This is a genomic window from Pseudomonas sp. BF-R-01, assembly GCF_019946615.1.
In the GTDB taxonomy this organism is placed as follows: domain Bacteria; phylum Pseudomonadota; class Gammaproteobacteria; order Pseudomonadales; family Pseudomonadaceae; genus Aquipseudomonas; species Aquipseudomonas migulae.
Window position 1 is genome coordinate 58,735 of the sequence record NZ_JAGYFX010000016.1, and the last position, 21,933, is coordinate 80,667.

The window sequence follows — 21,933 nt, forward strand, 5'->3', positions numbered from 1 at the left end:
TGATGGCCCCTTCGCGGGCAAGTCGGATCGCCGCACCGCTCGCTCCTACAGGGTTTGTATGCCGACCTGTAGGAGCGAGGCTTGCCCGCGAAGCTCTTAAATTTGTCGAGGCAACAAACGTTCTAGCTTGGATAAAGCCTGCTCCATGGCTGACACAGGTAGGGCAATGACGATTTCTCGACGATGGTTCCTGGCGGGGCTGGCACTGACCGGTGCCGCCCTGCCTGCGGCGTATTACGGGCATCGCGAACTGACAAAACCGGACCCGACCATTACCCCCGGCGAAGCGTCATTCGACGTCGCGGATGTGGCCGGTCAGCGTTTGGCCAACACCTTGCAGGGCGTCTGGGACATTCGCTTCGAGGGGCGTGACGCGGGGCTCGACGGCTTGCCTCGCGAGGGCTTGCAACTGCTGCTCGACGTCGGTCACAAGGGCCGTGGGCTCAACGGTTTTCTCGATACTTTCGAAGCGCTGCGTGCCGCACCGCCGCCGCGCTATCGCGTCCTCGGCGATCTGGCGGGCGTAGATAACAAAGAGCTGAGCTGGCGCCTGATCGATTCCCGATCCCCGACCGGGACGCCGGACTACGAATTCACCTTCAAGCTGGACGAGGTCTGGGCCGCGTTCGGCAATGCCGGCAGCGGCACTTTGAGTGGGCGTGTACTGCGCCTGGATCGTCCGTTGGCCCTGACCGCCCAGGACAACCGTTTCGTCGCGGTCAAACAGGTGTTCCCTGAAGCGCGTGAGCGCACGGGCCTGGGCCCGGCGTTGCTGGCGTGGCTGATTTCGCCCGAGCACCGCTTGTTCCATCAGCTCTGGCACGCCTCCCGCGATAAATGGCACACCTTGTCCGAAGACAAGCGCAACGCCTTGCGCGGCATCGGCTGGCAGCCGGGGCTTCGGGACAAGGAGCGCGATGCACGCGGGCCGCGCAAGGACCGCAATGGCTCGGGCATCGACTTTTTCTTCATGCACCGGCACATGCTCGGCACCGCGCGCTCCCTGCAAGACTTGCCGTCGTGGCAGCAGTTTCCGTTGCCGCAACCGGAACTGGTGCGTGATCGCCAGGCCTTTGCCCGTTACTTCGACAACCACGACGGCACCGCTTTGCCGCCGGCCTGGCGCGCCGATGACGATGACGAGTATTCGCAGTGGGTCGCCGATCTCAAGACTGCCGAGACCTATCACAGCAATTTTCAGGTCTGGGAGTCGCGATACCGTGACCCGCGTTACTTGTCGAAATTGACCTTGGGGCAGTTCGGTTCCGAGGTCGAACTCGGGCTGCATGACTGGCTGCACATGCGCTGGGCGTCGGTGCCCCGCGATCCGTCCAACGGTCAGCCAGTGCCGTTCGCGCGGGACACCGCAGACTTTTCCGCCCGTTGGTTCGCGGCGGAAAACGACTTTCTTGGCGACCCGTTTTCCTCCCATGTGAACCCGGTGTTCTGGCATTTCCATGGCTGGATCGATGACCGACTCGAAGACTGGTTCCGTGCGCACGAGCGCTTTCATCCGGGGGAAGTCCGCCGGCTGGAGGTCAATGGCGTGCCGTGGTTTGCGCCCGGTCGCTGGGTCGAGATCGACGATCCGTGGCTTGGTCCGAGCACCCACGGCTGCAACACCACGCCGGGGTTGCAGGCGGGCAAGTCGGTGGAAATGGACCCGGAAACCATGAAACTGGCGCTGCGGATTACCTTTGGTGAAGACGAGAAGAAGCTGGAGGATCTGTTCCGCAAGGTGCCGCAACGGCCTTGGTATGCGCGGAATTTGAAGGCTAAACAGAGTCCGGTTTGATTACCGCGTTATCGTTCTTCGCGGGCAAGTCGAATCGTCGCACCGCTCGCTCCTACAGGATTCAGGTGTGCCGCATGATTGGGGCATGACACTTAACCTGTAGGAGCGAGGCTTGCCCGCGAAGGGGCCATTGCTATCAATACAATCACAACACCTGCCACCCACCCCCAAGCGCCTTGTACAACGCAACACTCGCCTGCAACCTCGCCAACCGCAGCTGCACATTCAAATCCTGCGCGGCATACAGCGTGCGCTGGGTCTCCAGCACCGTCAGCAAATCCTCGGCCCCGGCCTGATAGCGGCTTTGCGCAATGTCGAAAGCCGTTTGCGCCTGATTCAATTCTTCACTTTGCCATTGGCGCTGGGCGTCCAGCCCGCGAATGCCGGTCAGGGCTTTTTCCACGTCGGCAAAACCGTTGATGATCGCGCCACGGTAGGTTTCCAGCAGTTCTTCCTGGCGCGCCGTGGCTTTATCACGTTCGGCGCCCAGGCGACCATTGTTGAAAATCGGCGCGACCAATCCGGCGGTGAGGTTGTAGAACGGGCTGCGCAGCACATCGCTGAACGTATCGGCGCCAGAACCGATCTGGGCGCTCAATGTCACGGTGGGCAGCATTTTCGCCCGGGCCACGGTCACATCGGCGCGTGCGGCCGCCAGCTGCGCTTCGGCGCGAGCGATGTCCGGGCGACGGTTGAGCAAATCGCTGGGCACGCCGGCACCGATGACCGGCCAACTGAGCTGGTCGAAGCGCTGATCGTCGAGCTTCAGTTCCTGAACCGGACGGCCGAGGAGGGCGGCGAGGGTGATCCGTGCTTCTTCGGCTTGTTGCTGCACCAGCGGCAACTGCCGTTGTTGCGCGGCCACCAGGCTTTTTTGCTGGGCCAGTTCCAGAGCCGTGGCGGAGCCTGAGTCGAAGCGGGTTTGTACCAGGTTCAAAACCTTCTGCGCGTTCGCCAGATTGAGCTGCGCGATACGGTGCTGTTCCTGCAATGACAACGCTTGCGCGTAGGTGCTGGCGACCGCGCTGAGCAGCGTCAACTCAACCGTGTCGCGATCGAACTCACTGGCTCGCAGGCCGAATTGCGCACTGTCGCGGGAAGCGCGCTGGCCGCCCCAGAAATCGATTTCATAACTGGCGCTGAGGCTGGCGTCGAAGTAATCCACTGCCTTGTTGCTGTCGTCGGCGTCCAGTTGGCTGTAGCCGTTGCCGCGCATCAGCTTCTGGCGATTGGCGTTCCCCGCAGCCTTCACTTCCGGCAACAGCGAACCGCCGGCGATCACGGTGGTGGCTTGCGCTTGACGCACCCGGGCCAGTGCGGCCGCCAGGTCATAACTGCCGACGCGGGCCTGTTCAATCAGTTGATCGAGCTGCGGGCTGCCAAAGTGCGTCCACCACTGGGCGTTCTGCATCAAGGCGTTTTCATGGTGTGCCGACTGCCAGGTGGGCGGCGGTTGCAGGCCGCTGTCCGGGCGCGGGTCCGGGTTGGCGCACGCGCTGAGCAACACGCAGAGGGTCAACAGGCTGAGTGGCGCTTTCATAGATCGATCATTCACTGGTAAGGGCCGTGACCGGGTCGAGCCGGGCAGCTTTGCGGGCCGGCATGAAGCCGAAGACAACACCGGTGACCAGGGCGCAGCCGAAGGCACCGAGTACCGCTATCAAAGAGAACGCGACGGCCACTTCGCTGAGAATCAGCACGCCGCCGACGATCAGCGCCAGGGCAATGCCGGCGAGGCCGCCGACCACCGAGAGCATCACCGCTTCGGTGAGGAACTGCCGCAGGATGTCGCGCTGGCGGGCGCCGGTGGCCATGCGGATGCCGATCTCGCGGGTGCGTTCGCGCACGGTCATGAGCATGATGTTCATCACGCCAATCCCGCCCACCAACAGCGAAATCGCGGCGATCGAACCGAGCATCAGCGACAGGGTATTTTGCGTGCGCGCCTCGGCCTGAATCATCGCCGCGTTGTTGGTCAGTTCGAAATCCTTTTTGCCGTCGTGCAGGCGCAACATCAACTGCTCGATGGCGATTTCCGTCTCTTTGACCTTGCGCGCATCGGCCGCCGCGATGGCCACGTATTCGGGGTTGTGGGTGCCGAACAGCCGCACACTCGCGGCGGAATACGGGATGGCGATGCGGTCGTCGCTGTCGCTGTCACCGGAGCTGGCACCTTTTTCCGCGAGCACGCCGACCACCTGGAAGGGCACGTTTTCGATGAGGATGTACTGGCCGATGGGGTTGGCCACGTCCTTGAGCAATTTAGTCCGCACCTTGTGCCCGATCACCGCGACGGCCGCCGCGTTGCGTTCATCGTCCTGGGTGAAGTAACTGCCTTCCACCACCGGCCAATTGAAGATCGCCGGGAAATTGGTGTCGTTGCCGCCGACGTAGCTCAAGTGGTCGAGGTTGCCGAAGCGCACCCCGGCCTCCTGGCCGTTGACCGGCATGATGCGCGTCACCTGCGGCAGGCTGCCGACCGCCGCGACGTCATCGAGGGTGATGATGCCCAGCGGTGTTCGCGGGTTCGGTGCCGAGCCGCTGAGGTAAATGATGTTCGAGCCGAACGCGCCCATCTGCGCCATGACCTGACGCTTGCTGCCTTCACCGACGGCGAGCATCACCACCACCGACGCAACGCCGATGATGATCCCGAGCAGTGTCAGCGCGGTGCGAAACTTGTTGATCCACATCACCCGCCACGCGGCGTGTACCGCGTCCACCAACTCGCCTTTCCAGGCTCCCGTGGCCTCGGCGCCTTCGCTCAGGCGCTTGCGCAAATCCACGGCTTGCAGGGCGCCGGGGTTGGCCGAGGTTTGTACGTCGGGGTTGTCGTGGGCGCTGTCGCTGATGATCAGCCCGTCGCGGATTTCGATGATGCGTTTGGCCCGGGCCGCGACTTCGCGGTCGTGGGTGATGAGGATCACCACGTGGCCCTGGCTCGCCAGTTCATCCAGCAACGTCATCACCTCGGCGCCGCTGTGGCTGTCGAGGGCGCCGGTGGGTTCGTCGGCGAGGATGATGTGGCCGCCGTTCATCAAGGCGCGGGCGATGGATACGCGTTGTTGCTGGCCGCCGGAGAGTTGGTGCGGGCGGTTGCCGGTGCGCGAGGCGAGGCCGAGGCGGTCGAGCAGGGCGGCAGCGCGGGCGTGGCGTTCGGCGGCCGGGGTGCCTGCGTAGATCGCCGGCATCTCGACGTTTTCCTGGGCCGAGCCGGACGGAATCAGGTGATAGCCCTGGAACACAAAACCGAAGGCTTCGCGGCGCAGCCAGGCCAGTTCATCGCTGTCGAGCCCGGCGACGTTCTCCCCGGCGAAGCGGTATTCGCCGGACGTCGGGCGGTCGAGGCAACCGAGGATGTTCATCAGCGTCGACTTGCCGGAACCGGACGCGCCGACAATCGCCACGAACTCCCCGGCATGGATCGACAGGTCGATGCCGCGCAACACGTGAACTTCAGGTGAATCGCCGCCGCCGTAGGATTTGCGGATGTCCTGCAGGTCGATCAGGGGCGTCAGCATCTAGCCGCCACTCCCGTCGACCGGGCCGATCAACAGGTGATCGCCTTCCTGCAAGCCGTCGAGGATTTGCACTCTAAGACGATCGCTGATGCCGGTGCGAACGTCGCGTTGCTCGATGCGGCCGTTTTTGGCGACGACCTGCGCGGTCTGGATGTTCGGTTGCGTGCCGCCTTGCAGCGCAGCGATGGGCGCCGTGAGCACGTCTTTCGCCTGGTCGGACACGAAGAACACTTGTGTGGTCATTTCCGCCATCAGTGCGTTGTCGGCGTTATCGACGTCGAGCAGCACGGTGTACAGCACCACGCGAGCGCTGCCACTTTTGCTCGAACTGGTCGGGCTGCCACCGCCCTGGCTGGTCTGGTCCAGAGGCTTGGGCGGCACCGGCAGGATTTGCCGCACGGTGCTGCTCCAGCGCCGCTTGCCACCGCTGAGGGTGGTGAACCAGGCCGTCATGCCGGGTTTGACGTGACCGATGTCGGCTTCCGAGACTTCGGCCCAGACCGTCATCGGCGACAACTTGGCGATGCGCAGAATCAACGGTGTTTGCTGTTGCGCGTTGAGGGTCTGGCCGACCCGGGCGTCGAGTGCGACCACGGTGCCGGACATCGGCGCGTAAATGCGCGTGTAACCGAGTTCGGCCTGATCGCTGCGCAGGCTGGCCTGGGCCTGGCGGATCTGCGCCTGGAACATGTCGATGCGTGCCTGGGTGGCGCGCAGTTCAGCCTGGGCAGTTTGCACGTCTTCTTCGCGGGTGGCGCCGCCGGCCTTGAGGTTCTGCTGGCGCTGGAACTTTTGCCGGGCCAGCTCGTGCTGTGCCCGTTGTTCCTCGAGTTGCGCCTTGAGGTTTTCCACGGAAAAACGCCCGGCGTCGAGTTTGGCCTGTTGTGTGGACGGATCGATTTCCACCAGTAACTGGCCTTCCTTGATCACGTCACCGACTTCCACATGGATCTTCTGGATCTGCCCGGACGCCTGCGCACCGACGTCCACGTAGCGTCGAGGTTGCAGGGTGCCCAGCGCCGTGACGCTGCTTTCGATGTCACCCCGACTGACTTGTACGGTGGCGAATTTGTCTCGGCCGGGCGGGATGACCTGCCAGGCAGCCACGGCGATAACGGGGATCAGACAAAGTGCTACAAGCAGGGCGCGTCGGGTGTGTCGGGGACGTTTCATGCAGGGTTCCGGCCAATGGATATCGGCCCGTCACTCAGCCTGCGCACAAAATCCGGCAACAGTTGAACGCTGTCGGGAAGCCGACAGAGACGGGGAGCTGTCCTTTATACGAGGAAAGAGCCGAGGAATTTAGGTGCGGACACAAGCCGACACAATCACCTTGTAGGAGCGAGCTTGCTCGCGAAGGACGTTAACGATAACGCGCTTTTTCCTGACTAAACGCGTTGCCCTGAAGTCTTTCGCGAGCAGGCTCGCTCCTACAGGTTCGCGACTATTTGTCGGGCAAGATGAAGCAATACTTTAAATCTATATGAGAATTACTATAAATTACGCACCTCGAACTGCCACTATCGTGCCACTGCCCATTTCGGCGGTCGTTGCGGTGGCTCAAGGAAAGAAACCGCACCCCTGCGGCCGGGAGTCATGGTTGGAAAACTACTATCGCGAGCTGGTGTGTTTCCTCAACGCCAAGCTGGGCAACCGTCAGGTGGCCGAAGATGTGGTGCATGACGCTTATGTGCGGGTTCTGGAACGTTCCAGCGGCACGCCGATCGAGCAGCCCCGGGCATTCCTTTATCGCACCGCGCTCAACCTGGTGATCGACGACCATCGGCGCAATGCCTTGCGTCAGGTCGAATCGCTGGAAGTGCTCGACAACGAAGAACGCTATTTCACCCCGTCCCCGCACAACAGCCTCGACCACGGCCAACGCCTGGAAATGCTCCAGCGTGCCCTGGCGGAATTGCCACGGCTGTGCCGCGAGAGTTTCCTGCTGCGCAAGATCGATGGCCTGTCGCACCCGGAAATCGCCGAACGCCTGGGGATTTCCCGGGCGCTGGTCGAGAAGCACATCGTCAATGCGATGAAGCATTGCCGCGTGCGGATGCGCCAGTGGGATGCCCACTGATCTTCTCCGGTGGGTAAAAAAACAATATTAAATTTTGTTTCATTGTCCTCGTTCCCTATCAACAGACGACCTGCTGTCCTGCTCAAGGCTGGTCAGGTCACTTAGGCTTACGCCCCACTGTTGAGGGGTTCATCCAGAGGACACTGGAAATGACACAGGCAATTGCATCGCCCATCGTTCACGACCTGATCGGCGTCGGTTTCGGCCCTTCGAACCTGGCGCTGGCCATCGCACTGCAAGAGCGCGGGCCGAGCCAGGGCGAGCTGGATGTACTGTTTCTCGACAAGCAGGCGGACTATCGCTGGCACGGCAACACCCTGGTGACCCAGAGCGAATTGCAGATTTCCTTCCTCAAGGACCTGGTGACCCTGCGCAACCCGACCAGCCCGTATTCCTTCGTCAACTACCTCAAGCACCACGGTCGTCTGGTGGATTTCATCAACCTCGGCACCTTCTATCCGTGCCGCATGGAATACAACGACTACCTGTGCTGGGTCGCCGGGCAATTCGCCGAGCAGAGCCGTTACGGCGAAGAAGTGCTGACCATCGAGCCGGTGCTGCACAACCAGCAGGTCGAAGCGTTGCGCGTGATCTCCCGCGATACCCAGGGCCAGCAACACGTGCGCACCGCTCGTTCGGTGGTGGTCAGCGCCGGTGGTACGCCGCGCATTCCCGAAGCGTTCAAGGCGCTGAAGGATGATGGTCGGGTGTTCCACCACTCGCAGTACCTGGCGCAGATGGCCAAGCAGCCGTGCGTGAACAATCAACCGATGAGCATCGCGATCATCGGCGGCGGACAGAGCGCGGCGGAAGCCTTCATCGATTTGAACGACAGCTTCCCGTCGGTGCAGGTCGACATGATCCTGCGCGGCTCGGCGCTGAAGCCGGCGGACGACAGCCCGTTCGTCAACGAAGTGTTCTCGCCGGAGTTCACCGACCTGGTGTTCCAGCAGGCGAGCAGCGAGCGCGAGCGTCTGGTCAACGAGTACCACAACACCAACTATTCGGTGGTGGACATTGACCTGATCGAACGCATCTACGGAATCTTCTATCGCCAGAAAGTCTCGGGCATCGCGCGTCATGCCTTCCGCACCCTGACCACTATTGAAAAAGCCACCGCCACCGAGCGCGGCATCGAACTGGCAGTGCGTAACAACGCCACCGGCGAAGTTACGGTTCGGCATTACGACGCCGTGGTACTGGCCACCGGTTATGAGCGTCAGATGCACCGCAAACTGCTGGCGCCGCTGGAACAATACCTCGGTGATTTCGAGGTGGACCGCAACTACAAGCTGATCACCGACGAACGCTGCAAGGCCGGCATTTATATGCAGGGCTTCTGCCAGGCGAGCCATGGTTTGAGCGACACCCTGTTGTCGATCCTGCCGATTCGCGCGGATGAGATTGCCGGGTCTTTGTATGAGCATGGCAAGCACCGTGGGCATGGCCGTTCGGTGGTGGATTTGCTGTTGGCGACTGCCAGTTAAGGTATTCGGCGTCTGTCACGCCGCCATCGCCGGCAAGCCGGCTCCTACAGTTGATCGCATTCCCCTGTAGGAGCCGGCTTGCCGGCGATGGCGTCTTCAAAGACACCCCGAATGCCCAATCCTGAACCCTTCCTGAAGATCCCGGCAATTCCCCGACGACTTGCCAATGCATCGTTTACTCTCCAGAAATCGGGGCGTAAGCTTCGCGCGTTTTCATCAATAGCGGAGACCCACAGTGGGTACTTGTTCGAGTGACAGTAGTCGGCCGGTTTCGATAACCGGCAACAACCCGGCAAGATAACGCGCAACTTTTTGTGCCGTTGTCTCGCCTGATAGCGAGCAGCGGCATCCCGATCGCGGCCAGTCCTGGTCCGTGTCCCGACGTCCTCTCATCGACGCTGAACCGTGCGTGATGTTCGACTTTTTGTCGTCATCGCGGTGCACCGACACGCCTGCTGGAAGGTTTCCCGGCTGACCCTGGGGGAACTGCCATGAACCTGAACCTGCTCAAAGAATTCTTTGCCGGATTCCTGCGCACCCGTCACATCGCCCGACACTTCCGTCGCCTGGCGCTGCTGGAAACCTTCACCGACACCACGGTCAGCCGCGAGGTGCCGCCCACCTTGGCGCAAACTCTGGTGAGCGCCGCCAACAGCGACACCGGCCAACTGCTGCACAACCTCGGCAGCCACACCGATGGCCTGAGCGAAGCCGAAGCCGATGCACTGCGCGTGCAATTCGGCCTCAACGAAGTCGAGCACGAGCAACCGCTGCCGTGGTGGACTCACCTGTGGCACTGCTACAAAAACCCGTTCAACCTGCTGCTGACATTGCTCGCGGTCATCTCGTGGCTGACCGAGGACATGAAAGCCGCCATCGTGATTTTCTCGATGGTGGTGCTCTCGACCTTGCTGCGCTTCTGGCAGGAAACCAAATCCAACCAGGCGGCCGACGCGCTCAAGGCGATGGTCAGCAACACCGCCACGGTGATGCGTCGTGATGCCCTGCGCACCGAAGTCCCCATCAAACAACTGGTGCCGGGCGATCTGATCGTGCTCTCGGCCGGCGACATGATTCCCGCCGATTGCCGGGTGCTCAGCGCCAAGGACCTGTTCGTCAGCCAGGCGGCGATGACTGGCGAATCGATGCCGGTGGAAAAATTCCGCCACCAGCAGGACAGCGACACCAGCAATCCGCTGGACCTGGACAACATCCTGTTCATGGGCACCAACGTCGTGTCCGGCACGGCGATCGCGGTGATTCTGACCACGGGCAACAGCACCTATTTTGGCGCATTGGCCCAGCGGGTCGGCGCCACCGATCGCGCGCCGACGTCGTTCCAGACCGGGGTCAACAAAGTCAGCTGGTTGCTGATCCGCTTCATGTTCGTCATGGCGCCGCTGGTGCTGTTCATCAATGGGTTCACCAAAGGTGACTGGACCGAAGCGCTGCTGTTCGCACTGTCGATTGCCGTGGGCCTGACCCCGGAAATGCTGCCGATGATCGTCACCTCGACGCTGGCGAAAGGGGCGGTGTTCCTGTCGCGCAAAAAAGTCATCGTCAAGCGCCTCGACGCGATCCAGAACTTCGGCGCCATGGACGTGCTGTGCACGGACAAGACCGGCACCCTGACCCAGGACAAAATCTTTCTGGCGCGCAACGTCGACGTCTGGGGCAACGACTCCGACGACGTGCTGGAAATGGCCTACCTCAACAGCTACTACCAGACCGGCCTGAAAAACCTGCTGGACGTGGCAGTGCTCGAACACGTCGAAATCCACCGTGAACTGAAAGTCGGCACGGCGTTTCACAAAGTCGACGAGATCCCGTTCGACTTCACCCGGCGGCGCATGTCGGTGGTAGTTGCCGAGCGCGGTCAACCGCATCTGTTGATCTGCAAAGGTGCTGTGGAAGAGGTGTTGGCGGTGTGCACGCGGGTGCGTCACGGCGAACGCGATGAAGCACTGAGCGATGAACTGCTGGCGCGGATTCGTCAGGTCACTGCTTCGTTCAATGCCGAGGGGCTGCGGGTGGTGGCGGTTGCCGCGCGGCCAATGATCGAGGGGCGCGACACTTACAGCCTGGCGGACGAACAGGCCCTGACGCTGATCGGTTACGTGGCGTTTCTCGATCCACCGAAGGAAAGCACCGCGCCGGCCTTGAAAGCGCTGGCCGCGCATGGCGTGGCGGTGAAAGTGCTGACCGGCGACAACGAACTGGTGACCGCGAAGATCTGCCGCGAAGTCGGTCTGGAGCAGCAAGGCCTGTTGATGGGCAACGACATCGAGCGCATGACGGACGCCGAACTGGCGGTGGCCGTGGAGACCACCAACGTCTTCGCCAAACTGACGCCGTCGCACAAGGAACGCATCGTCCGTCTGCTCAAGGGCAATGGCCATGTGGTCGGTTTCATGGGCGATGGCATCAACGACGCCCCTGCGCTACGCACCGCCGACATCGGCATTTCGGTGGACAGCGCCGTGGACATCGCCAAGGAAGCGGCGGACATCATCCTGCTGGAGAAAAGCCTGATGGTCCTGGAGGAGGGCGTGCTGGAAGGGCGGCGGACCTTCGCCAACATGCTCAAGTACATCAAGATGACCGCGAGTTCGAACTTCGGCAACGTGTTCTCGGTGCTGGTGGCCAGCGCGTTCATCCCGTTCCTGCCGATGCTGCCGATGCACCTGCTGGTGCAGAACCTGCTCTATGACATTTCGCAGATCGCCATTCCGTTCGATAACGTCGACGAAGAAATGCTCAAGCAACCGCAACGCTGGCAACCGGCGGATGTCGGGCGTTTCATGCTGTTCTTTGGCCCGATCAGTTCGATCTTCGACATCACGACGTTTGCCTTGATGTGGTACGTGTTCGACGCCAATACCCCGGACCACCAGACCCTGTTCCAGTCCGGCTGGTTCGTGGTCGGGCTGCTGACCCAGACGCTGATCGTGCACATGATTCGCACGCCGAAGATTCCGTTCCTGCAAAGCCGTGCCGCCATGCCGCTGCTGGTGATGACCGGAATCATCATGGCCGTGGGGATTTTCCTGCCGATGGGGCCCTTGGCGCACTACTTCAAATTGCAGGCGCTGCCGTCGCTGTACTTTGTGTTTTTGCCGGTGATTCTGCTGGCGTACATGGCGCTCACCCAGGCGGTGAAGGGCTTCTACATCCGCCGGTTCGGCTGGCAGTAATGCTGCCAGATGTAGGAGCGAGCGGTGCGGCGATCCGACTTGCCCGCGAAGGGCGCGCCTCATTTCCAAAGCAAACCGCGTCATCGTTCTTCGCGGGCAAGCCTTGCTCCTACAGGGAATCGTATTACGGCTGAAGATTCAGGAAAACATTCATGCAAGCACTCAACAACATCAACCTGACCTCCCTGGTCGACACCCTGGTCAGCCTCAGCGCGGCCTTCATCCTCGGTGGCCTGATCGGCTTCGAGCGCCAATACCGCCAACGCACCGCCGGCCTGCGCACCAACGTGCTGGTCGCGGTGGGGGCGGCGATTTTCGTCGACATGGCCAACCGCCTCGGCGGGGCCGAAGGCGCGGTGCGGGTAGTCGCCTACGTGGTCTCCGGCATCGGCTTCCTCGGTGCCGGGGTGATCATGCGCGAAGAGGGCAACGTGCGTGGCCTCAACACCGCGGCAACGCTGTGGGCCTCGGCGGCGGTCGGTGCCTGCGCAGGGGCCGATCTGGTCCTGGAGGCCTTGCTCGGTACGCTGTTCGTACTCGCGGCCAATACCTTGCTGCGGCCGATCGTCAACAACATCAACCGTCAGCCGCTGGATGTGATTTCGGCTGAAGTCACCAACATCGTTTACGTGATCGCTCGACGTTCACAACAAAAAGCCGTGCTGGCGCTGCTGGAAGCGGAACTTGAGCGCAGCAATTACCCGGCGAGCGATGTTGATGTACACGCGTTCGGCGCAGATGAAATCGAAGTGGAGGCGACCCTCGCGACGACGTCCGTGGACGGCGACGAGCTGGATGCGCTGGTGGCGCGGATTTCGACATCGACGCTGGTGGTGCAGGCGTTCTGGAGTCCGAGTACGACGGAATAGCGTTGAATCCGCTCTGGCAACGGAATAAATGTCTCGGGTTTTAGGAATAGTCCTACAGAAAGCTCGTTGGCTCTTCCGTAGCCTTGCGGCCTCACGAATCTGAAACCCTCCTGGGGGCCCCGGTTGCCGAACAAAGCGTTACGTATCCTGATTGCCGACGAGCAGCATTTTCAGCGGATGAGAATCGAGCGCCTGTTCAACCGGCTCGACTATTACCGCGTGGCCCCCGTGCAAAGCCTTGCCGAACTGCTGACCCTGACCGAGTACGGCGGCGTGCCTTTCGACCTGGTGGTCATCAATGCCGCGTTGGCGGACGGGGCACTGGACCTGCGCGACTTCTTCCTCGATCACCCACAGGTTCACCAGACCTTGATCTATAACGGGCCGCCGACCCCGGCTTGCGGGCAGCAAAAGGTTCAGGTGAGCGATGCTGCGTTACCCGATCTGGCGTGCATTCAACGGCTGATGGCGACCGTTGATCCACAGCTACCGTTCGTCGGTACTGTCATTTCTGTCAGGTAGTCGGGCACGTGTTTCCGTGCAAGAGTCTTCGCGCAGCTGCTGCGTGTAGCCGGGGGCTGCCCCATGGGCATTCATTACCCAATCGTCTTGTATCTGCACAGGGAGTTGCCATGAAGTCAGCGGTAATAGCAGACGATCATCCGGTGGTGTGCACTGCAGTCGCGATGCTGCTTACACAGCTGGGATTCAAACTGATTCATAAGGTATCCAACGGCAACGAGGTCTTTTCAGCGATCCGTAAGCATCAACCCGATCTGGTGGTGCTGGATCTGATGATGCCCCGTCTCGGCGGGCTGGAAGTGTTGGCCCGCATTCAGGCCAGTGACGAGCGTTGTCGAGTACTGGTTTTCACCGGGCAAGATCCAAGGTTTTATCAGGACCGCTGCATGCGTGCCAGCGCCAGGGCTTATGTTTCCAAGGCCAACGACTTGAAGCATTTGCACGAGGCAGTGCTGGCGGTGATGGCCGGTTACACCTATTTCGCCAAGTTGCCGTCGAGTTCGGTGTCGTTGAGCACAATGCAACTCAGCGAGATGGAGAGGATCGACAAGCTCTCCGACCGTGAACTGACCATATTCCGGTACCTGGCCGAGGGATTAAGCAACAAGGAAATCGCCAAACTCTTGAACCTGAGCCACAAGACCATCAGCACCTACAAAACCCGTTTGACGGAAAAACTCAATGTGGAGTCCAAGGTTCACTTGAGAGAGACCGCCCAGCGTAACGGTCTGATTTGAGTGAGTACCTCTCGGCAATTGCGTTGGCTGATATCCCTCGTACTCCCGGTCTGTTTGTGGGTATCGACTGCCTATGCCCAACCGCAATCACTGACCCTGCTCGGACGCTCCAGCGTCGACGGCTACGACGTCAAACTGTCGGATGCCGATTCGCGTGTGCTGCGCCAGAAAGGCCGGCTGGTGCTGGCCGTCTCGGCACCGGATTATCCGCCCTTCGACATCACCACCACCGGCACCGACTACGAAGGGCTGACGGCTGACTATGCCGGGCTGCTCAAACAGCTATTGAACGTTGAGATCGATGTTCAGCGCTACGCATCTCGGGACGAGGCGGTGCGTGCGATCAAGGAAGGGGCGGCTGACCTGTTGGGAACGGCCAACCGTTATGAGGTCGAGGATCCACAACTGCGGATGTCCAGTGCCTATGCCGATGATCAACCGGTGCTGGTCACGCGCACCGATTCATCCCTGCCACTGGACCCGGACCTTGCCGGTAAACGGCTGGCGATGCTGTACCACTATTTGCCCGAGCAACAAGTGCAGGCTTTTTATCCCAAGGCGAATGTGCAGCTGTTCCCTTCAACGCTGGGCGCGGTGGGCGCCGTTGCGTTTGGTCAGTCGGACGCCTATCTGGGGGACGCCATCAGCGTCAATCACCTGATCAGCAAAAATTACCTCAACAACGTTCAACTGGCGGATTTCTCCCGTATGGAGTCCGGGCGTTTTGCGTTTGCGATGAACCTCGACAACCTCCAGTTGCAACGCATCGTCAACCGGGCGCTGGCGGCGATCCCGACCAATGAACGAATGAATATCCTGCGGCGATGGGGCGGCAGCGGGGCTTCCATTGCCGGTACGCAAGCCCTGCACTTCAGTGTCGCCGAGCAACGCTGGCTCAATAATCATCCACGCGTGCGAGTGGCGATCAACCAAAACCTCATGCCGATTTCCTTCGTCGATGACGGGGGCAATTACCGGGGCATCAGCATCGATGTGCTGGCGAAAATCAGTTTGCGTACAGGTTTGAAATTCGACATTCAGCCAACCCGGTCAGTGGCCGAATTGTTCGAGTGGATCAGGAGCGGTCATGTTGACGTGGTCGCCGGGATCAGCCCCAGCATTGAGCGTGAAACAGAACTGCGATTTACCCGGCCGTTTCTGACCAGCCCGAATGTGCTGGTGACCCGCATCGCATCCGACAGCCCGCAGACACTGGATGAGATGGCGGGAAAAAAACTGGCCATCACCCAGGGCAACAGTGCCGGCGAATTCATTCGCCAGCATTTCCCGCAGGTCGAACTGGTCACTGCGCCGTTGACGGCAGACGGGATGGAAATGGTCGCCCAGGGCAGGACGGACGGCGCCATCAACTCGTTGATCGGTGCCCGGATCATGATTTCCCGGCAATACCGCGACCGGCTGCAAGTGACCAGCACCGTCGGCACCGATCCGGCCCGCAGCACCCTGGCGACCGGTCGCGAGGCTGTTGAGCTGCATTCGATCCTCGACAAGGCGCTGCTGAGTATCTCCCCTGAAGAAATCGATGAAATGACCGGTTATTGGCGCAATGACCTGATGGTTGAACAGAGCTTCTGGCTGCGTCACCGGCAGGACATTCTCCAGGCCTTTGTCGGTGCCGGCGCCTTGCTGTTGTTGGCGCTGGCCTGGATCGCCTGGCAGCGCCGGCAGATCCGCCTGCGTCAGCAATTGCTCAGACAACTGCAGGACGCCAAGGACGCGGCGGATGAGGCGAACCGTGCCAAGACTACGTTTCTGGCGACCATGAGCCATGAGATCCGCACGCCGATGAATGCGCTGCTTGGCATGCTCGAATTGGCGCTGAAGCGAGCGGATGAAGGCGTCACCGACCGCTCGGCCATCGAGGTGGCGGCCAATGCCGGGCAACAATTGCTGGCGTTGATTGGCGACATCCTGGACATCGCCCGCATCGAGTCCGGGCATTTGTCCCTGACGCCGGAACGGGCCAACCTGCGCACGCTGGTCGAATCGGTGTGCCGGGTGTTTGAAGGCCTGGCCCGGCAGAAGAACCTGGAGTGGCGCGTCGACCTTGGCGAGCACAGCGACGCCGACGTGTTGATCGACCCCACGCGCTTCAAGCAGGTGCTGTCCAATCTGCTGAGCAACGCGATCAAGTTCACCCAAGAAGGTGAAGTGCGCCTGACGCTGCGGGTCGAGCCCCGTGCGGCCGGGCAACTGGCGGTCTCGGTGCGCATTGAAGACACCGGCATCGGTATCAGCGAGTTCGATCGGCAGCGACTGTTCAGCCCGTTTGTGCAGGCGCAAAACAGCCAGCAAACAGGTCGAAACGGCTCAGGTCTGGGGCTGGTGATCAGCCGCACGTTGTGCGAAATGATGGGCGGTCAATTGCAGCTTGCCAGCGTGTTGGGGAAGGGCACGCGGATTGATGTCTGTCTGGATCTGCCCGCGTTGCAACCGTTGCCGTCCAGTGAGTTACCTGACCTTGAGGAACAGGCGCAGACCCGGCCGCTGACCATTCTGGTGGTCGATGATTACCCGGCCAATCGATTGCTGCTCTCACGGCAGTTGAGCTACCTGGGCCACCGGGTGATGGACGCCGAGGATGGCCAGCAAGGTCTTGATCGATGGCGCGAGTATGATGTTGAAGTGCTGATTACCGACTGCAACATGCCGGTGCTCAGCGGTTATGAGTTGGCCGGGGCCATCCGCGATGAAGAGCGGACTCAGGGATTGCAACCGATCCTGATTCTGGGGTTGACCGCCAATGCGCAGCCCGAGGAGAAGGCCCGTTGCCTGGAAGCGGGGATGGACGACTGCCTGTTCAAACCGATCCGCCTGGCGGATCTGGGCGTCTGGTTGGCGTCCAGGTTTGCCGATGGCGCGGTGCCGCCCCTCGAAATCGAAACACCCTCAACCGCCGACATCGACTTGAGCGGTCTGGAGCGCTACGTCGGCAAGGACGACGAGCTGATCAATCAACTGTTGAGCGACCTGGCCGCGACCAATCGCACGGATCGGGATGAGTTGCTCAAGGCCCATGCCAGTGGCGAACAGTATGCCCTGCGCACGTTGGCGCACCGCATCAAGGGCGGGGCGCTGATGGTACGGGCGGACGGTCTGGTCAAATGCTGCGAGGACCTCGAGCGCGCCTGCGGTGATGGCCGTGCAGGGCTGATCGACGAAGCCGTCGTTCAGTTGCTGCAGGCCATGACGTGCCTCGACCGACGCCTGGCGCAGGGTTGACGCTTAATCCCAGTTCGGCGCGATGCCTTTGGGGCTGGTCAGGCGGTGGGCGCGCTCAAGGCCGGCGATCAGCGCCATGTCGGCGTCGCTCAGGGTCAGGGCGCAGGCCTTGAGGTTGCTTTCCAGGTTGGCGCGTTTGGTGGATGACGGGATCACCGCGTAACCCGATTGCATGGCCCAGGCCAGGGTGACTTGCGCAGGCGTTGCTTGCAGGCGCTCGGCAATCTGCTGGATGACCGGGTCTTTCAGCACTTCGCCGTATGCCAGGGTCATGTAGGAGGTGATCTGGATGTCCTGGTTCTGCGCGAACTCGACGACCTTGCGGTTTTGCAGGTACGGGTGCAATTCGATCTGGTTGGTGGCGATGTGCTCGGCACCAACGGCGGCGATGGCTTGCTTCATCAGGTCGACGGTGAAGTTGGAGACGCCGATCTGCCGGGTCAATCCGAGTTTTTTGGCCTCGAGCAACGCGCCCATGAATTCTTCGACCGGCACCTGGTTTTCCGGTGATGGCCAGTGGATCAGCGTCAGGTCGAGGTAGTCGGTCTGCAGTTTTTGCAGGCTCTCTTTGAGGCTGTCGATCAAGCGGTCCTTGGCGAAGTTGGCGACCCAGATCTTGCTGGTGATGAACAGCTCTTCACGGGCAATGCCGCTGGCCGCGATGGCCTCGCCGACCTCGGCTTCGTTCTCGTAGATTTGCGCGGTATCGATGGCGCGGTAGCCCAGTTCCAGGCCAGTGCTCACCGAATCAATGACCACCTGGCCTTGCAAGCGAAACGTACCAAGACCGAATGCGGGAATAGACATCAATGACTCCAGGGGTTGCAGTGGGAATGGGCACGAGTATCCGTGCCTGCATCCTTGAGAAAAACCGCTGGATGGGCAAAGCAATGTTTACCGCAAGTCATGAATAGTGGGATGTCTACGAAATTGATGGTGTCCGGTCTGGCCCCTTCGCGGGCAAGCCTCGCTCCTACAGGGGGGTACACTGTTTCTGTAGGAGCGAGGCTTGCCCGCGAAGGCCGCGACTCGGTTTCGGATCTTATCCGCGAGCCTCAAGAATCATGCAAGTCGTCGACCCCGTCGCATACAACCGCCCATCCACATCATAAATCCGCCCCTCGGCCAGCGCCGTCGAACGCCCCAGGTGCACAATCTTGCCCTCGGCCCGCACCGGTCCGCTGACGCCGGTCAACGCGCGGACATAACTGATGCGCAGATCCAGCGTCGTATACCCCTGGCCCTTTTTCAGCTGCGTATGAATCGCGCAGCCCATGCACGAATCCAGCAAGGTCGCCGCATAGCCACCATGCACGCTGCCCAGCGGGTTGTAATGCCGGGCGTCCGGCGTGCCCTGGAAGATGAACAGCCCGGCCGACCATTCCATAGGGATGAAGTCCATCAGCGTGCCAATCGGCGGCGAGGGCAGTTCACCGTTGCCGATGCCCTCGAAGAACTCGGCCGGCGACAGCGCGCTGACCTCGGCCAGCGACAGGCTGCCGGGCCCGGCCAGACGTGCGCGCATGGCGTCTTCCTGAACGATCCATTGGGCGAGGGTGGCTTCTCGGTTGGGGCTTTGCATGTTCAGTGTCCTCGGACGGGCGCAGATATTATGGTTGTAATCTGCGCTAATATTATGTCCGAAATAAATACTCCGCCAGCCCCCACTCATCGGCGCTGTAGGAGCGAGCCTGCTCGCGATGGAGGTCAACGGTAACGCAGCCAGTCTGACACCCCGCGGAGCTCTCACGTTTTTCGCGAGCAAGCTCGCTCCTACAGGTTCGTCCGTGTCGGCAAAAAAAGGGCTAGGCGATGTCGCTGTGGGTGAATTCCTCACCGAGAAAGTCAATCAACGTCCGCACCGACGGCAGCAACCCACGGCGAGAGGGGAAAATTGCATGGACGATCCCGCACTTGGGCGCCCAGCCCGGCACCAGTTCGACGAGGCGTCCGGCGGCAATGTCATCGCGCACCACCACGCTGGGCAGGTGCGCGACGCCAATCCCCGCGAGCACCGCGTGGCGCAGGGCCAGCAAGTCATCGGTGACCATGCGTGGCGCGTGTCGAATCAGCGCGCTGGCGCCGTTCGCACCGAACAATTCCCACTGATACTCACGCTGCGCCGCACCCCAATGCACGCTGGGCAAACCGCTGAGGTCGGCCGGGGAAGCGGGTGTCGACAAGCGTTCGGCAAAGGCCGGGCTGCCCACCAGGCATTGGGTACTGTTGCCCAGCACCTTCATCACCATGTCGGTGTTCTCCAGCGGCGGAAAGCGCACGCGCAAGGCAATGTCGAAACCCTCGTGGATCAGGTCGACCCGGCGGTTGGTGCTCTCGATGAACAACTCCACCAGCGGGTATTTGAGCATGTAGCGGGTCAGCATCGGCCCGACCCAGGAGTTGAGCAACGCGGTCGGGCAACTGATGCGCACCAGGCCTTGCGGTTCGGAGCGGTTGCGCTCGATCAGTTCGGCGGCGCTTTCCGCTTCCACGCGCATGGCCAGGCAACGCTGGTAATACGCCTGGCCGATTTCGGTCAGCGAACAATGCCGGCTGGTGCGGTGCAACAGACGTACACCGAGGCGCTCTTCGAGCTCGGCGATGCGTCGACTGAGCTTCGATTTGGGCATGTCCAGCGCCCGCCCGGCCGCAGCGAAACCCTGATGTTCCACCACTTGGGTGAAGTAGTAGAGGGTGTTGAGGTCTTCCACCATCGTTCTCCATATAGAACGCTAAGGCTGATTTTTGCAGTCTAGCGCACCAAAGGGTTCGGTTTTAAGCTTTGTCCATCGCGTCAAACCACAGATTTCGGAGGCAGCATGAAAAACATCATCGGCATCTACACCAGCCCACGGACCCATTGGGTCGGCGACGGTTTTCCGGTTCGTACGCTGTTTTCCTACGACAACCTGGGCAAACACATCAGCCCGTTTTTGCTGCTGGATCACGCCGGCCCTGCTGAATTCACCCCGACCACCGAGCGTCGTGGCGTTGGTCAGCATCCGCACCGCGGTTTCGAAACCGTGACTATCGTTTATAAGGGCGAACTGGAGCACCGCGACTCCACCGGCAGCGGCGGCAAGATCGGCCCGGGCGATGTGCAATGGATGACTGCCGCCTCGGGGATTCTCCACGAAGAGTTCCACTCCGAAGGCTTCGCCAAAACCGGCGGCACCCTGGAAATGGTCCAGCTGTGGGTCAACCTGCCGGCCAAAGACAAAATGGCCGACGCCGGTTACCAGACGATTCTCGACGGTGACATTCCGAGCATCCCGCTCAAGGACGAGGCCGGCAGCCTGCGCCTGATCGCTGGCGAATTCGACGGCCACACCGGCCCGGCGCGGACATTCACCCCGGTCGATGTCTGGGACTTGCGCCTCAACGGCGGCAAGTTGCTGACCCTCGATCTGCATGAAGGTCGCAACACCGCACTGGTGGTGCTGCGTGGCACGGTTCAGGTCAACGGCCTGGAACTGGTGCGCGAAGGGCAGTTGGCGTTGTTCGAACGCAACGGTCACCAGCTCAGCCTGGAAGCCAATAACGACGCCGTCGTGTTGCTGCTCAGCGGCGAGCCGATCGACGAACCCATCGTCGGCCACGGCCCGTTCGTGATGAACAGCGAGCAAGAGATTCACCAGGCCTTTGCCGATTTTCAATCGGGCCGGTTTGGACGGATGAGCGGTTGATACACGGATAGATGGTTGCACCGCGCCAGGCTTGACTGACTACGCTTGTCTGGCCGCGTCTGAATGATCAATCAAAACACCCCCACGCCGAACTGTTCGGCATCGATTAAAACCGAGGATGACCCCATGACTACTTCTTACAAACGTCTCGACAAGGATAACGCCGCCGTTCTGTTGGTGGATCATCAGGCTGGCCTGCTGTCTCTGGTGCGGGACATCGAACCGGACCGTTTCAAGAACAACGTGCTGGCCCTGGCCGACCTGGCCAAGTACTTCAAATTGCCGACCATCCTCACCACCAGTTTCGAAACCGGCCCCAACGGCCCGCTGGTGCCCGAGCTCAAAGCGCTGTTTCCGGATGCGCCTTACATTGCCCGTCCTGGCCAGATCAATGCCTGGGACAACGAAGACTTCGTCAAGGCGATCAAGGCCACCGGCAAGAAGCAACTGATCATCGCTGGCGTGGTGACCGAGGTGTGCGTGGCATTCCCGGCGCTGTCGGCACTGGCGGAAGGTTTTGACGTGTTTGTGGTGACGGACGCTTCCGGCACGTTCAACGAGCTGACCCGCCAATCGGCCTGGGACCGCATGTCGTCTTCCGGCGCGCAATTGATGACCTGGTTCGGCCTGGCCTGCGAGCTGCATCGCGACTGGCGCAACGACGTGGAAGGCCTGGCGACCCTGTTCTCCAACCACATCCCGGACTACCGCAACCTGATGACCAGCTACAACACGCTGACCAATAGCAAATAACTTCACACGTTCTCTGTAGGAGCCGGCTTGCCGGCGATGGCGATCT

Annotated in this window: 16 protein-coding genes; 10 read left to right on the forward strand and 6 right to left on the reverse strand. The window is 61.2% G+C overall.

Annotated features, from left to right (window positions below; genetic code table 11):
• Positions 1–166 precede the first annotated feature (166 nt).
• Complete coding sequence (locus KGB27_RS09160) at positions 167–1,795, forward strand: PvdJ/PvdD/PvdP-like protein (RefSeq protein ID WP_223554095.1); 1,629 nt, start codon at positions 167–169, stop codon at positions 1,793–1,795.
• Between the two features lie 145 nt (positions 1,796–1,940).
• On the opposite strand, the gene KGB27_RS09165 is transcribed toward KGB27_RS09160, so the two are convergent.
• Genes KGB27_RS09165 through KGB27_RS09175 form a run of 3 tightly spaced genes read right to left on the reverse strand, consistent with a single transcriptional unit; the run spans position 1,941 to position 6,489 of the window.
• The gene (locus KGB27_RS09165; RefSeq protein WP_223554097.1) at positions 1,941–3,335 is read right to left on the reverse strand and encodes an efflux transporter outer membrane subunit; all 1,395 of its coding nucleotides are present in this window, start codon (positions 3,333–3,335) and stop codon (positions 1,941–1,943) included.
• Between the two features lie 7 nt (positions 3,336–3,342).
• Positions 3,343–5,316: a MacB family efflux pump subunit gene (locus tag KGB27_RS09170; RefSeq protein ID WP_223554099.1), complete on the reverse strand. Its 1,974-nt coding sequence runs from the start codon at positions 5,314–5,316 to the stop codon at positions 3,343–3,345.
• On the reverse strand, positions 5,317–6,489 hold the full coding sequence (locus KGB27_RS09175) for an efflux RND transporter periplasmic adaptor subunit (RefSeq protein ID WP_223554101.1): 1,173 nt from the start codon (positions 6,487–6,489) through the stop codon (positions 5,317–5,319).
• Between the two features lie 427 nt (positions 6,490–6,916).
• Here KGB27_RS09175 and KGB27_RS09180 point away from each other — a divergent pair, with 427 nt between their 5' ends.
• From KGB27_RS09180 to KGB27_RS09210, 7 genes are all read left to right on the forward strand, one after another.
• On the forward strand, positions 6,917–7,396 hold the full coding sequence (locus tag KGB27_RS09180; RefSeq protein ID WP_223554104.1) for a sigma-70 family RNA polymerase sigma factor: 480 nt from the start codon (positions 6,917–6,919) through the stop codon (positions 7,394–7,396).
• 149 nt (positions 7,397–7,545) lie between these two features.
• Positions 7,546–8,883 (forward strand): lysine N(6)-hydroxylase/L-ornithine N(5)-oxygenase family protein, encoded by a 1,338-nt coding sequence (locus tag KGB27_RS09185; RefSeq protein WP_008032337.1) that lies wholly within the window; start codon positions 7,546–7,548, stop codon positions 8,881–8,883.
• 491 nt (positions 8,884–9,374) lie between these two features.
• Positions 9,375–12,077, forward strand: coding sequence for a magnesium-translocating P-type ATPase (mgtA, locus tag KGB27_RS09190; RefSeq protein ID WP_223414210.1), 2,703 nt, complete (start codon positions 9,375–9,377; stop codon positions 12,075–12,077).
• Between the two features lie 152 nt (positions 12,078–12,229).
• A complete protein-coding gene (locus tag KGB27_RS09195) occupies positions 12,230–12,946 on the forward strand; it encodes an MgtC/SapB family protein (RefSeq protein WP_008032341.1) in 717 nt (238 codons plus the stop codon).
• A 123-nt stretch (positions 12,947–13,069) separates the two neighbouring features.
• On the forward strand, positions 13,070–13,468 hold the full coding sequence (locus KGB27_RS09200; RefSeq protein ID WP_223554106.1) for a chemotaxis protein CheY: 399 nt from the start codon (positions 13,070–13,072) through the stop codon (positions 13,466–13,468).
• Positions 13,469–13,578: 110 nt separating this feature from the next.
• Positions 13,579–14,205, forward strand: coding sequence for a response regulator transcription factor (locus KGB27_RS09205; protein WP_008039990.1), 627 nt, complete (start codon positions 13,579–13,581; stop codon positions 14,203–14,205).
• Complete coding sequence (locus KGB27_RS09210) at positions 14,206–17,448, forward strand: transporter substrate-binding domain-containing protein (protein WP_223554108.1); 3,243 nt, start codon at positions 14,206–14,208, stop codon at positions 17,446–17,448.
• Positions 17,449–17,451: 3 nt separating this feature from the next.
• On the opposite strand, the gene dkgB is transcribed toward KGB27_RS09210, so the two are convergent.
• From dkgB to KGB27_RS09225, 3 genes are all read right to left on the reverse strand, one after another.
• Positions 17,452–18,255, reverse strand: coding sequence for a 2,5-didehydrogluconate reductase DkgB (gene dkgB / locus KGB27_RS09215; RefSeq protein ID WP_223554110.1), 804 nt, complete (start codon positions 18,253–18,255; stop codon positions 17,452–17,454).
• A gap of 235 nt (positions 18,256–18,490) precedes the next feature.
• Positions 18,491–19,030 (reverse strand): PaaI family thioesterase, encoded by a 540-nt coding sequence (locus KGB27_RS09220; RefSeq protein ID WP_223554112.1) that lies wholly within the window; start codon positions 19,028–19,030, stop codon positions 18,491–18,493.
• A 223-nt stretch (positions 19,031–19,253) separates the two neighbouring features.
• Complete coding sequence (locus KGB27_RS09225) at positions 19,254–20,162, reverse strand: LysR substrate-binding domain-containing protein (protein ID WP_008032353.1); 909 nt, start codon at positions 20,160–20,162, stop codon at positions 19,254–19,256.
• Positions 20,163–20,267: 105 nt separating this feature from the next.
• On the opposite strand from KGB27_RS09225, the gene KGB27_RS09230 reads away from it, so the two are divergent.
• Both KGB27_RS09230 and ycaC read left to right on the forward strand, forming a co-directional pair.
• Positions 20,268–21,134 carry a pirin family protein gene (locus KGB27_RS09230; RefSeq protein WP_192228887.1) on the forward strand — a complete coding sequence of 289 codons (867 nt, stop codon included), beginning with the start codon at positions 20,268–20,270 and terminating at the stop codon, positions 21,132–21,134.
• A 126-nt stretch (positions 21,135–21,260) separates the two neighbouring features.
• Complete coding sequence (gene ycaC / locus KGB27_RS09235) at positions 21,261–21,887, forward strand: isochorismate family cysteine hydrolase YcaC (protein ID WP_008032356.1); 627 nt, start codon at positions 21,261–21,263, stop codon at positions 21,885–21,887.
• The last annotated feature ends 46 nt before the right edge of the window (positions 21,888–21,933 follow it).